The sequence below is a fragment of the Bacteroidota bacterium genome (genome assembly GCA_018266755.1).
Classification (GTDB): domain Bacteria; phylum Bacteroidota; class Ignavibacteria; order Palsa-1295; family Palsa-1295; genus JAFDZW01.
Genome location: JAFDZW010000005.1, coordinates 719,676 through 733,558 on the forward strand (window position 1 = coordinate 719,676; position 13,883 = coordinate 733,558).

The following is a 13,883-nucleotide window of genomic DNA, read 5'->3' on the forward strand; positions in this document are numbered from 1 at the left end:
CATAAGTTATTTAGGGATAAATAGATTCCCCATGTTGGCAGTAATGTTGACGGCCCTCGGAATGTGTCGTCCCGAGCTCGGGGTAGCTCTACGCGGGCATGGTATATTTGTAACAAGTGAACCCATCGTGAACATCCTTTTTTTCTGCCTTCTGCTCTTGGTCGTGGCCGCGGTAGCTATGTGGCTGCGCTTCTATCGGTACCGGTTCGTCTCGTTTATCAAGCATGGCTACACAGACGACATGGGGCCGTTCGCGCTCGAAGGCTATGCGAACAAATTGTTTTTCTACTCCGGCGAAACGATAGACTTTTACATCCATAGTGAATTCGACGCCGGGCATGCGGTGATTACTCCCTACGCCACCATAGACGTAAACCTCGCTGAGTTCTCGTTCGCAAAAATCATGCAACCGCACACAACCACCGACTCGGAGAACGGATGCCACTGGACGCGAACAACGAGCATCGAACTCGACAGCCAGTTCACCCCGGGATACTACACCTGCCACCTCGTAAGTGCCGACCGAAGCACACGCTTCGATATCCATTTTATCATCGGTTCACGAACCCCAGCAAAAACGGTGGTCCTTGCTCCTGTCGGGACGTGGACCGCCTATAACTGTTGGGGCGGAAAATCGCTTTATCAGAACAAGTACGAAAACAAGACGGTCTATCGCGTCAGTACACAACGACCATATACACCTTTCCCTGTGAAGAATAATCTACAGGCGGAGGAGAATATATTCCGGTGGTTCGCCACTACCTATGACGATGTCGCGATCCTCCCCGACTTTGCACTCGAAACAAATCCCGAGCTATTCGAGCGTTGCGAATTGCTCGTACTCGCATATCACATCGAATATGTTTCGCGGGCGATGTACGATTCGCTTCTCGACATCCTCACGCGCCCGGTATCGATGATCTCGCTCGGTGCGAACCAACTCTATTGGAGCGTACGGTGGAACGCGGACCACACGCAGATGGAGTGTCACAAAGACCTCACCTCATTCTCGAACCCACACGAATATGGCGGCATGTGGCGGCATCATTTACGGTTCGTACAACGCATCATGGGCGTAGGCTACAATGGTGCAGGAATGCACACTTGGGCGCCGTACCGTGTGACGAATGCCTCGCACTGGCTCTTTGAGGGTACGGGTGTCAAGAACGGTGACCTCTTCGGAGTAAAGGGCATTTCGAATCGACCGATCTGTGGATCCGAGACGGATATGATCGGCACATTCTCAGGCAAGGTAGAACGGATTGCACGTGGCATTAACTGTGCGAGTGCGTCGCAAGGTTCGCTCTATGACGGGGATGATACAGTCTGGGATGGTGCGGGCGGGGGCGACTTCGTACTGAAGTATCTCCCAAACTCAAACGCAGTACTCGCGACAGCGTCGATCGAAAGCGGCGCCGGGTTGGGCGTGGATCCGGTGTTTACGAAAGTAATCGAGAATTTTGTGAAGCGCTACGGGCCAAGCGGCACGGGCTGAAAGCCGGTTTCACTTCTCACTACCTCAACATCTCCTCCACAGCCCTATATACCTGTTCTACTTCAATCGCTCGCACACAGATAAAATGCTCCGCGGGATTAGCACGATAGCACGTCAGCGGTTTCGGTGAGTAGACAAAACATGGACGACATTCAATACCCGTCTGGACGATCGTGTACCGTGTCTTCCATGGATGAACATAGGTCTCGTTCGTCGGACCGAAGATCGCCACCGTTGGCAGCGCGAGTGCACCGGCGATATGCATCAGCGACGAATCGTTCGACACGAAGATATTCATCTTTTGCATCAGAGCGACCGACTCCATAATCGACGAGGTCTTCACTTCAACAATGTGATCCGAGGCATTGCGGAGGATAAGGTCGTTCGCTTCTCTGTCGTCAGGTCCGCCGAAGAGCAGCACAGTCGCGTTCATCTCGGTGCGGAGCCGTGTTGCAAGCGCAGCGAATTTTTCCGGGGCCCATCGACGATTAATATGATTCTTGAATCGTGCGGTCCCCGCATGGAAACCGACGAGGTGCGTCCCAGGGTGTATCTCGTGGTCGCGCAGCCACTCGTCAGCAAATTGTCTGTCCTTGTCGGACAGATATATTTCCAGAGGAGGTAGTGTTGCTTCGTCGAGCAGAGGATTCACCCCAAGTCTCGACAGTAATCGCACGTTCTCTTCGACGCAGTGATAACTATCGTCCTCGCGAATGGTGTCCGTATTGAGCCAATTAAGATTTTGCCAATCGCGCCGCAAGTATCGAACACCGAGCCGCCGCTTCGCACCGATGATGAGGGCAAAGAGATTATACTCTCGTCGATTTTGCGGGTAGATGTTGATCGAGATGTCGAAAGCCATCCCGCGCAAATGGGTCAGAAAGAGCAGACCTTCGAGTTTATTACCACCGATGAAATCGAAGTAGTGGACATGATCGACATTCGGATTACGCAGGAACAGGTCGCGTGTCGCACCAAACATCACCAAGACATGAATCTCAGCATCTGGTTTTGCTTCGCGTAGCAAGCGAAGCATCGGCGTCGAAAGCAGCGCATCCCCGATCCCCGGAAGCGCGATGATGAGTATCTTCTCAGACGCTTGCTTCACGCTTCGGCTTTCTGCTGACGATGACCAGTCCAAGCACCGATGCGCCGAGCGTGACGAGCGTGATCATCGAGCCTGTCGCAAATGCGCTCGACTCGTATCGCAACTCGACCGTATGATCCCCCGCCGGCACTTCCACTGCACGCAGCGCAGTGAACGCACGGTAGAGTTTCGTCTCTTTGCCGTCGATATAGGCATGCCACGCCGGATAATAGATTTCCGAGAAGAAGAGCATTCCATTCTGTGACGTATGCACCTTGGCGTCAATCTTGTCGGTCTCGTAGGTCGTGATCTCGGCCGTTGCTGTGCTGTCTGTCGCATTCATCGCAAGTGCGGGCTGCTCTTCCAAGAGCATCGAGTTACGATAATCGAACGATGCATCCGTCTTCAGAAAATTTACGGCATCGGCATCCGGCTTGACGACCGTCTTATAATACATCTTTACGCGCGGCAGATATGTCGGACGCTGGCCGAAGCCGACCTTGCCGCCATCGGTCATGACGCTCCACTTGATATTCAATAGATCTGCCGTCACTTCCGGTGTTACGCATGCCGGTGCATTTCGTTGCAGCACGAGCGGATTGTATCCCTCGAGTAGCTGGATATGATCGTACGCGCCCTGATTGCGTTTGAGCAGGATTGCATTTGCCGCCCGGATCCGTGCGCGCGACGGCTCTTTTGCTTCATCCTGCTTGAGCATATCGACAAGCTGTACCTGCTGACGATAGGCCTCGCGCGGATCGTCGGTCGTTGCGTTGAGACCGGCACCATAGGTATAGAGCTCGATCATCGTCACAGCGATTGCGCACCCTGCCAACAACACCCCTGTGAACTTCTTGCTTGTTGCAAGCAGCACGATGGCAATGGCGGCAAGCACCGGAAATGCGGCAAGTCCTGCAGCCCATGAGATCGATTGATTCGCCTCGGCAGGTGCGTTCGGGAGGAAAGACGATGCCGAGAACACTCCCGTGATCGCGCCGATCCAGATTAACCCGACGAGTGCAAGAATGCCAAGCGACACCTGTTTCAAGCGCGCGGTGATTTCTTGTCGCAACAGCATTGACAACCCTACTCCCCCAAGCGCACTCATCGCAAAGCCGAAGACCATCATCATACGAGCCGGAGTACGAAGTTTGTCAAAGAGTGGCAACGAGAAGAATATCTTATAGATAATGAAGTGGTCGCCGAGCGAAAAGAGCAGCGCGAATAATGACATCCCGGCAAAGAATGGGACATACTTCTTCTTCCAACCGCTCAATCCTGCCATCACCGCAAGTACAAGCGGGAGCACACCGATATAGCACATCGTCTCCCACGAGAGGAAATACGGGCCATTCCAATACGGCACCTTCGCCTGTTGCAGTGCATCGGTTACACCAAAGAGCCGAGGCATCACCAGCGTCAGCACATGCCCGAACGTCAGCGAGCCGACAACCGATTGATCGAACGTGATCGTCTCGCGACGCGAGAGACCGGCCAGTTCTTGTGCAGGGAGTAATTGGATGGCAAAAATACCCACGGCAATCACAACCGGCACAAGCATTCGCACGACCGTCAGCGCAGAGAAGGTCTCATTCTCGCGATGTCGCAACCGGTAGACGATCTCATATACACCGAGCAGTGCAAGGAAGAAGGTCAGAAAGAGTGTTGTCTGCGGGTGACCGGCGAGATACATCACGCCAAGCGCGAGCCCCGCACTAATGGAATACTTCCACGAGTCCGTTCCTTTTGTAAAGAGCATCACTACCCACGGGAAGAGCGCGAGCTGATATATGATCATCTGATGCATCGGTTGCGCAGTCATATAACCGCCGAAGGCATAGGCAATTGCCGCGAAGAGGGCCGACCATTCGTCGATGCGGAAGAGGCTTCGTGCGCAGAGGTACATTCCAACTGCTGCGATGAGATAATGCATCACGATGAACCACTGCATCACAACCGGTGAGAGATACCCACCCGAGACGAATAATGACTGCAGCATATTCAGCGGATACCAGAAGGCGATCTGAATATCGGCCGTGAACGGCATGCCGCAAAAGACATAGGGATTCCAACCCGGGATATGGCCCGCCGCAAGAGACGATGTCGCCAGCGTACGGAACGGGAATTCCTGCTCGACGAAATCCTCCCACAAGAACTTGCCGCCAAAGAGCAGCGGGTAGTAGAAGATAATGACGAGTACTGCAAGAACACCGACAACGATCGGGATCGTCAGCCGAGGCAGCGTTGTCGCCCCTTTCGGCGCCACGGATTCGGGTTGTTTAGCCATAGCTACAAATTTACGACACTCCCAGCCATGAGGACTGAGTCTGTGCTTGCGTTAAGATAGCCTGCACATTATGATCACAAATGATTAGGTGGGGAGTATGACAAACTGCTTACAGGAAGTCTGGCAATACACGAAGGAAGAGTCCGTAGCACTGCTACTGGTGAGGTGTTACTTATGCAAGCGCCTGATCCTCAGGATCTCAAAGAACATCTTGCTCGAATCGCTCAGGGCGCCGACGGTCGAGCGTTCGTCGTTGTACCATTCGACCGCAACTTCTTTGACCCTGTAACCGTGCTTTTTCGCCAGATAGAGGATATCGACATCGAACGAGAACCCCATAACCTTCTGCTCGCGAAAGAGCTTCTTCGCCGCATCGGCCGTAAACCCTTTGAAACCGCACTGCGTATCTTTGATGCCGCTGAAGACAAAGAGCTGCACCAGCAAATTGAAGAAGCGGCCCATCATCTCCCGATACCACGGTTGATGAACCTTCACGAGTTTGCGGCCTTCGAGCGCGCGTGAGCCGATAACGACATCGCAATGCTCGTTCTCGATCGCAGTAATTACCTTCTCGACCTCATACACAGGCGTTGAGAGATCGGCGTCGGTGAAAATCCGAATCTGCCCTTCTGCCGCCAACATCCCCGCCTGCACTGCCGCACCTTTGCCCCGATTATGTCCCAACTCGACGAGATGGAAATGAACATTCGGTACCGACGGCAGCGAAGCGAATTCACGATTGACAACCTCGACGGTCTCATCCGGCGATCCGTCGTCGCAGACGATCACTTCGCAATCGTACGCTTGTGCGGAAAGATACTCGTGCACCTTTGCAAGCGTCGGACCGATTCGCGTCGCTTCTCGAAATGCAGGAATTATGAGGGAAAGATACAACGTCAGTCGGACGAAATATTCCATATTCAGAGGGCGACCGGACGGTCGCCCTCCATGTGCTTCTCAACTATATATTGAGCAACTGTCGGTCGCCCCTGGGCTCATACGTTACTTCGTCTGAGCCGGCGCAGCCTGTGCAATCGTATCGCCGAGCTGGCGGTGCATCGAATCGACGTGCTCCTTGATCCGGATAAACTCCGCCTCGTACTGGCTTCGTGGCAAGCTCGGGCCAAACTGTGCGAAGAGCTTATCCCAAAGTGCAAGCGCACCTCGCTTGTCGCCTTTACGTTCGGCGATCATCGCCGAAAGCTGCAACCAACGAAGTTCGATATTGCCACGCCATTGCTGATCCTGCGAGTTCGAGCGCAAGCGGTTGTATATATCGAATGCCTTGTCGATCTGCCCCGCTTCGATGAGTGCATCCGCGTACTGCGACTGGACCGCTGTTTCACGCGAACCGAGTGTCGTCGACTTCAGCGTCTCGTTATATTCCTCTTCGAGCGACGCAAGTGCAATATGCGAGTACTTGGCAGACATCGTCTTGTCGCCAACCGCGGAATAGATCTGCGACATGCGGCCCGCAAGGTTTGCGATACTATAGGTCACGCGCGTCGGCGGAACGGTCGCATCGAGTGCATCGAGCGCCTTCTTCGCATCCTGCGGACGGCCCTTGGCCATGTAATACTCAGCTAATTGTTCGTAGGCACTCTGCGTCGTATAGAACGGTGCATCGTTCGTACGGTCGTCGTTGCTCCAGCGAGCGGCCGGATCGGTGAATGTATTGACGAGGAATCCGCGATGGAATTCCTTGACCGGTTCCTTAACCATCTTGAAGCATTCTTCCGCTTGTGCCTGCTCATTGATACGCAGACCGTACGGCAACATCGCAGCGGCCGGCGATACTCGACGGCACATTCCTTCGAGCATCAACTGTCCGTCGAGACCTGTCTGATACTCCGGATCGACACCGAAGGCAAAATAGATCGGACGAGTGTTGATGTTCCCCTCGACGACGGAGCGAACGATCTGGTCGGCCACCGTATAAATGTACTGGCCCTCACGCGGGAATTGGCCGCGATACTTCCAGGTCATCGTGGTCGCCTGCGCATTCGGATCGCCGGTGAAATGCTTCATCGCGTCGGCGTTGACAGCCACCGAGACCGGCGCAGCGTTGTTCACCTCAAGGTGGACACCCTGCTGGCTGTCATCCGGCTGGTTGAGAAGTGCATCGGTGAAGCCCGGCAGTGTAACCGCTTTGCCGGCACCGTTCCAGACGTCCTTGCGGAGCTGTTTAATATACCAGCTCATGTTCGCAAGGGAAAGATTGATGATGCGCACGTCGCGACGAATGCCATAGACATCCTGCGCGCACCAGAGCGGGAATGTGTCGTTATCGCCCGCCGTGAATAAGATCGCATTCGGTTCACACGATTGCAACGTATTGTACGCGAACTCGAACGGGATATTGCAATGCGCACGAGAGTATTCATGCCACTTCGATGCCTGCGCGAATGATTGTCCCTGCGCCATCCCAGCAAGTCCTGCCGCCTGATTGAGCGGTACGGCGATCACGAGTGCTGCAAGCGCACCGCCGAGGAGCCCCACATTGCCTTCGCCGGTCGGTACTTCGAACGGCAGTTTCTTTTCCGGATCGGCAGGTTGCTCCCCTTTCTTTTTGCGGAGCAATTCCATTACGCCGACGGCGCCGATACCGACCCACATCGCGTAGAGGTAAAATGCTCCGACATAGAAGTAGTCGCGCTCACGAGGCTGCGGATCCTGCTGATTCTGATACAATGCTGTCATCCATCCGAAGAGGATGAATGCACCGAGCAGCGTAAGCGCTCGGTTCGGATCTCGTCGAAAATGCCAGTACAATCCGAAGAGTCCAAGGAAAAACGGTATGCCGAGCGTCTTTGTCCAATCGACCCCCGTATCCTGCTTTTGGCTCGGGCGTCCGATGAAATTCCAACCGAGGTAACGGTTGAACATGTGCTGGATCTGGTAGCGCCACATGAAGTCCCAGTTGCCACTGTAGTTCTTGAACGTCGGGGTTTCTTCGCCGCGCTCCGGATCGACTGCCTGACGCGGCCACGGCGGACGGTACCCGTACTGGTCGCGGTTGATGAACTTGGTGATGGTCGCGAAGTTATCGGCATGCCACTGGTTCATCGGCGGCTCCTGCGCGGCACGGACAATAATCATATAATATGTCGAGTACCCAAGAAAGATCAACAGCGCAGACCACAAACTCAGGTTAAGCGTTGCCTTACGTTTCGTCTGGCTCCAGTAGATACCGTAAATCGTACCGCCGAGCAATGCGATCGCAAAGATGCGCGCCAACCCACCGGCGCCAAGCCATTCGACGATCTTTGAAAGAACGACCTCGAACGCGATCAGGAATGCGACGCAGCTTGCAAGCACCATGCCGAGCCATGAACCGATCGTTACCTTATCGTTACGACGACGATAATAGATGAGCATGAATGCCGGGAAGATCGTCAGCAGCGCCAACTGATGCACGCCGAGCGAGAGTCCGATGACATAAGCAGCCAGCAACAGATACTTCTCGTTATGCTCTTCTTCTGCATGGTCGAGCCAGACGACCATGATATATGGAACGAGAGCAATAAAGAGCGAACCGAACGCATATACTTCGCACTCGAGGGCGTTGAACCAGAAGCTATCGGTGAACGTATAGCTCAATGCAGCGATGAGCGCTCCGCCGAAGGTGGTGAGTGCATCTGCCATCGTCTTCGGTTCGCCGCGCCAGATCTTGATCAGGCGTGCGGTTGTCAGGTACAGGAGCCAGATCGTCAGAGCTGAACTCAGGACCGAGAAGAAATTGTAGCGCGCGACGAGATCGCTAAATGTCGGGAGCATGATCGCGATTCGTCCGACGATCGTCCAGAGTGGAGATCCAGGCGGATGAGGAACCTGTAGTGCCGCTGCTGCCGAAGCGAATTCGCCGCAATCCCAAAACGGGGTCGACGGCTGCATCGTGTACCAGTATGTAAACAGGGCCACGAAGAAGCTCAGACCGGCAAAAAGATAATGAATTCTTTTGAATTGCATTCCTGTACGTATTGTTTAACAATGAGTAAAGTAAACCACAAAAGATTGTTGTCGGCTCCCTCGAATATGCGATTAATGGCCAAAAATGCGGGACCGATGGATGAATTATAAATAATCTGTAACAACATTTAATGTAGATACGTATATTTGTCCGAAGATGAAGATCGAGCAAGAGATCAAGCAATCGAAGTTCAGGAACGAATACCACAAGTTGGCAATCAATCTCGCATATACTGCGAACTGGCTGAGCCGAATCACGGCTCAAACGCTGAAGCCCTACAAGCTGACGCCGCAACAGTTCAATGTGTTGCGCATCTTGCGAGGCCAACAACCCAACCCTGCTTCGATCAATCTGATCACCGAACGCATGATCGATAAGATGTCGAATGCTTCACGGTTGGTCGATAAGCTGCTGGAGAAAGCGCTTGTCGAGAGGACCGTATGCCCGACCGATCGCAGACAAGTTGACGTCCGGATCACGGACAAAGGCATTGCACTGCTTGCCGAACTCGACCCGAAGCTCGACGAGCTGAACACACTGCTCGGCCGCATTTCGGTAGATGAAGCTGCGAAGCTCAACGAGCTGCTCGATCGCATCAGAGACTGATGCATTTTTTATGGCTATACCTGTGTCGATACAACTATTGTAACGGCACTGACACGTTTACTTAAACATCTGATACTTATGAAAATCCTTACAAGCACTGTTGCACGCGTTTTATTCGCGATCCCCTTTCTCGTTTTTGGTATCAATCACTTCATCAAAGCGGATATGCTTGCCGGCATGGTCCCCTCGTTCGCCCCGGGCGGCATACTCTGGGTATATCTGACCGGCATCATACTCGTACTCGGAGCACTAACCTTTATCAGCGGAAAATTCGCCAACTACGGGGGGTATGCGATTGCAGGATTTCTTATTATCACTGTACTAACGGTGCAAATTCCCGGCCTAAGCAATCCGCAGACGGCAATGATGGCGTTTACTGGTATGTTGAAGGATACCGGACTTGCCGGCGGCGCACTCCTGCTTGCGGGATTAGCAAGTACAAAGCAACAGACTGCATAAGATAGTTGTTGGTTCGAAGTGAATGATGATGATGATGAGTGGGGCGGCGCATTCGTGTGCCGCCCCCTTTGTATGCATACCAAAGTAATCCCTCGAAGATTACCCTCTCCCGTCTGGAACCTCACGCCGCGTCAGCCGTTTGATTCTTCTCATTCATTCATTACGCCGATCATGCGGAAACGCTCATCGTTATTCATTCTCGGATCGCTACTGGTCGTCCTCGCCTCGTGCCAGCAATCAACGACTGTCGGACCGACCGTCGATATTTCGAAATCAAGCTGGCTCGCACTTCAGACGAAAGTCATTACGCCGAAATGTGTCAGTTGCCATAGCGCAGGTACAGATTATGCAACACAATCGGGCCTCGTCCTAACCTCCGATGTCGCATACAAGAATCTTATAAATGCTGCAGCACATTATGACAACGCACACGCCGATGGGCTCAAGAGGGTTGCACCGGGCCATGCTGATTCGAGCTTCATTTATCTGAAACTTCACGGCTTCCCGGCTGGCAAAGAGTATGGCAGCCCAATGCCACTTGGCGATAAACAGCTATCGATCGGACAGATGGAATTCGTTCGCCAGTGGATCGATGCGGGTGCTCCGGATACGGGCGTGGTCGCAGATGTGACATTGCTCGACGACACGACACATCTTGCGGGTACCGACTTTGTCCCCCTCCCTCCGCCACTTGCAGGACAAGGATATCAGCTCCACCTGCAGCCATTCACGGTATCAAATACATATGAGCGCGAGCTCTTCAGCTACAAGCCCATCGGCAATACGGGCGATATTTTCGTTAACCGCATTCAAACTCGCATGCGGCCGAACAGCCATCACTTTTTGCTCTATACGTTTCAGTCGGGCACCCCGGCGAGTATCATTCCGAAGGATTCCTCGCTGCGAGACATTCGCAGACCCGACGGATCGGAGATCACACAGAATACAAGTGTGATGGCATACCACCAATTCTTCGCTGGGTCAACGAGTCCCGAACTCGACTACCGACTCCCAGAGGGTGTCGCACTCTATGTACCCGCCAACACGTCACTCGATCTCAATGCGCATTACGTCAACCATACCGGCGGTGATGTAACCGGCGAGTGTTTTGCAAACCTCTACACTGTACCCGCAAGTCAGGTCACACATCCGGCGACGACGCTCTTTCTGCCGAACACATCGTTCTCGTTGCCACCGCATCAGCAGACCGTCGTGCGCCAAACTACGCTCAATACGTATGGAACGACGCTCCATATCTTTATGCTCACGAGCCACATGCACAAGCGTGGACAGGATTTCAAGATCTACTTCCAAGGCAAAGCCGGTGATTCGCGCACCGGTCAATTGCTCTACGAATCAACCGACTGGGAACATCCGCCTATCAAGACATTCGACACACCGATCGTTCTCAACCCCGGCGAGGGCATTTCGACGGAAGTCACCTACTATAACGAAACGAACAAAACCATCAGCTTCGGCCTCACGAGCGAGGACGAGATGGATATCGTATTCGGTTACCTGTATTAATCCTTAATCCTGAGGCGGAAGCGGCGCCGAACCATCGTCTGGTGTTGGTTTCGGTGTTACCGGGGGTGTCGGAGGAGTCGCCGGCGGCGGCGGTGGCTGCGGATTGTTTCGCGGCACATTCGTATTCACTTCCAACGGCTTACCGCTGAGGTAACCGGCAGAGCTGATACCCATGAGAGCAAGCAGCGTCGAATCAATCGCAGGCATTTGCAGATAGCTCAGCACGTTCGCGACAAATACGCACATGATCACGACCGTGAACAGGACGTTCTGCAACCTGTGCACACTCAGTCCTTGGTCGTCGGACAAGACATCGTAAATAATCCCCTTTGACGGCACGAATATTGTACTTGCTCCCGGCTTTTGAAAATTCGAATTATCGAGTCCTCGTGAGATCGTCGATGTCCCGACGCTGATTCCAAGCAGGATCAGCACCGATCCGTCGATCGTCGGAAGATCGAGAGTGATGATCCAGATATAGATATACGACCCGACCACGATCATCGTCCATAACAGTAACTGCGTTTTCGACAGACTGAACACAGTCGAGCCGCTTGGCAGCGTCGTCTTGATCAGCTCACGCTTTTGGCAGAGTTTGTAGACGCAGAATGCCAGGATCACATAGAGCACATAGAAAATATAGGTGACCGTCTTATTAAAGAGGATTATCACCAAATTGCGTGGAGCGTTCGAAGGATTGAGACCTTTCGGGAAGATCGGTCGATCGTTCAACAGCCCTGCCGTGACGAATGCTTTGAACCTCCCTGCCGTCTTGGTCATCACCGAACCGGGTAAGAGGTGGTGCCAAGCAGAATCGGTCTGCTCGTTATCCAGGAAATTGAAAAGGAACACCTCCGTATCGAAATCCGGAAGGATCGGGTTAAACGAATGAATGGTCGATAGTGGGATATTATCGAGATACAGGATCAGGGGTACCTTGAGTACCTGTGCTCGTTCATAGAGTGCCTTGCACCCGGCGATGCGCACGGCCACATTCTCGCCTCTGGATATCGTACCAAAGTCGGCCTCGTCCCCCGGCCTACCGGCACGTGAAACATTGACCAGCGTAATGGATGAATCGACTAATGGTTGTGCAACAGCTTCCGCCGCGAATATTACGAGGCAGAGCAATACAACAACAGTGAGTTGGCGAAGAACACGATACGAAAACAGCATTTACGAGTGAAGGCAATATGAACGCGGGACAAATATATGGATATTTCGTCCCGAATCCAAGCCCCCACTCTACAAGACTCACTCAGAAAGTGCCTTAGCCGCAAGATACGCTTGCATCGCAGCTCCGGTCTTCAATGCCTCTTCGTCGATCGTGAAGTGGTCGTTGTGAATATCGGCGGTAATGCCGCATTCGAGGTTTCGGATTCCGAGACGGTAGAACGTACCGGGTTTCTTCTCGAGGTAATACGCAAAGTCTTCTGCGCCCATGAGTCGTTCGGCACGAAAGACGCGGTCGCTGCCGAAGAGCGTTCGAGCTGCCTCTTCGGCGAACTTGGTCTTAGACGGATCGTTCACGAGCACTGGATATCCTTTGTCGATCAGAAGATCATAATGTGCACCGGCAGCCTCACACGTGCCGCGCACGATCTCTTCGACCCGGCGGTGTGCGTATGTTCGCCACTCCGGCGTCATCGAACGAAGTGTGCCGACGAGCTTTACCTCTTCGGGGATGATGTTCGGTGCAAATCCGCCATGCACGGAGCCGATCGTGATTACACCCTGCGCAAACGGATCCAGGTTTCGCGAGACCAGTGTTTGTAATGCAAGGATGACTTGCGAAGCAGTGACGATCGGATCGATCGCATAGTGTGGTCGTGCACCGTGACCGGACTTACCACGAATCGTAATATAGAGTTCGTCGGCGCTTGCCATCATCGCACCTTCGCAAAACCCGACCGTACCAGCATCGTGTTGCGCGATCACATGCAGACCGTAGATCTCGTCGACGCCGTCGAGCGCGCCATCATCGATCATGAACGGGGCGCCACCGGGGTTCTTCTCCTCACTCGGCTGGAATAGAAAGCGTACTTCCCCGTTGAGCTTGTCACGCAATTTCGACAGGATCATTGCTGCACCCAGCCCGATCGCCGTGTGTGCATCGTGACCGCAGGCATGCATCTTCCCTTCGTTCTTCGATGCGAATGGCAGGCCGGTTGCCTCTTTGATCGGCAGCGCATCCATATCGCTGCGAAGCGCAACTACTTTCTTCCCGTTTCCTCTGATCGTCCCGAGCACACCCGTGCGAGCTACTCCTGTGCGAACGTCAACACCGATGGAGCGTAGTGTATCGGCAACGAGCACACTCGTTTTGACCTCTTCGAACGCGAGTTCGGGATGTGCGTGAATCGTGCGTCGAAGTTCGACGATCTTCGGATAGAATTCTTCCGCGAGGGCAATAATCTGCTGTTCGAGCGACATACGTGAAAGTGGTGGTTAC

10 protein-coding genes are annotated in these 13,883 nt (G+C 53.5%); 4 read left to right on the forward strand and 6 right to left on the reverse strand.

Annotated elements, in window-relative coordinates; translation table 11 throughout:
- The first annotated feature begins 127 nt into the window (after positions 1 to 127).
- The gene (locus JSS75_07835) at positions 128 to 1,495 is read left to right on the forward strand and encodes a hypothetical protein (protein MBS1903595.1); all 1,368 of its coding nucleotides are present in this window, start codon (positions 128 to 130) and stop codon (positions 1,493 to 1,495) included.
- A 19-nt stretch (positions 1,496 to 1,514) separates the two neighbouring features.
- Here JSS75_07835 and JSS75_07840 read toward each other — a convergent pair whose 3' ends face one another.
- From JSS75_07840 to JSS75_07855, 4 genes are all read right to left on the reverse strand, one after another.
- Positions 1,515 to 2,603, reverse strand: coding sequence for a glycosyltransferase family 9 protein (locus JSS75_07840; GenBank protein ID MBS1903596.1), 1,089 nt, complete (start codon positions 2,601 to 2,603; stop codon positions 1,515 to 1,517).
- Complete coding sequence (locus JSS75_07845) at positions 2,587 to 4,869, reverse strand: YfhO family protein (protein MBS1903597.1); 2,283 nt, start codon at positions 4,867 to 4,869, stop codon at positions 2,587 to 2,589. Before JSS75_07845 ends, JSS75_07840 begins: the two co-directional genes overlap by 17 nt.
- Before the next feature lie 168 nt (positions 4,870 to 5,037).
- Complete coding sequence (locus JSS75_07850) at positions 5,038 to 5,787, reverse strand: glycosyltransferase family 2 protein (GenBank protein ID MBS1903598.1); 750 nt, start codon at positions 5,785 to 5,787, stop codon at positions 5,038 to 5,040.
- A gap of 84 nt (positions 5,788 to 5,871) precedes the next feature.
- Positions 5,872 to 8,838 carry a DUF2723 domain-containing protein gene (locus tag JSS75_07855; GenBank protein MBS1903599.1) on the reverse strand — a complete coding sequence of 989 codons (2,967 nt, stop codon included), beginning with the start codon at positions 8,836 to 8,838 and terminating at the stop codon, positions 5,872 to 5,874.
- 157 nt (positions 8,839 to 8,995) lie between these two features.
- Between JSS75_07855 and JSS75_07860 the strand changes: the two genes are divergently transcribed.
- The 3 genes from JSS75_07860 (at position 8,996) to JSS75_07870 (ending at position 11,431) form a co-directional block, all read left to right on the forward strand.
- Positions 8,996 to 9,445, forward strand: coding sequence for a winged helix DNA-binding protein (locus JSS75_07860; protein MBS1903600.1), 450 nt, complete (start codon positions 8,996 to 8,998; stop codon positions 9,443 to 9,445).
- 78 nt (positions 9,446 to 9,523) lie between these two features.
- Complete coding sequence (locus tag JSS75_07865; GenBank protein MBS1903601.1) at positions 9,524 to 9,904, forward strand: DoxX family protein; 381 nt, start codon at positions 9,524 to 9,526, stop codon at positions 9,902 to 9,904.
- A gap of 171 nt (positions 9,905 to 10,075) precedes the next feature.
- Positions 10,076 to 11,431, forward strand: coding sequence for a hypothetical protein (locus tag JSS75_07870; protein MBS1903602.1), 1,356 nt, complete (start codon positions 10,076 to 10,078; stop codon positions 11,429 to 11,431).
- Between the two features lie 3 nt (positions 11,432 to 11,434).
- Here JSS75_07870 and JSS75_07875 read toward each other — a convergent pair whose 3' ends face one another.
- Both JSS75_07875 and JSS75_07880 read right to left on the reverse strand, forming a co-directional pair.
- Positions 11,435 to 12,607 (reverse strand): hypothetical protein, encoded by a 1,173-nt coding sequence (locus JSS75_07875; protein MBS1903603.1) that lies wholly within the window; start codon positions 12,605 to 12,607, stop codon positions 11,435 to 11,437.
- A gap of 78 nt (positions 12,608 to 12,685) precedes the next feature.
- Complete coding sequence (locus tag JSS75_07880) at positions 12,686 to 13,864, reverse strand: amidohydrolase (protein ID MBS1903604.1); 1,179 nt, start codon at positions 13,862 to 13,864, stop codon at positions 12,686 to 12,688.
- Positions 13,865 to 13,883: the final 19 nt, after the last annotated feature.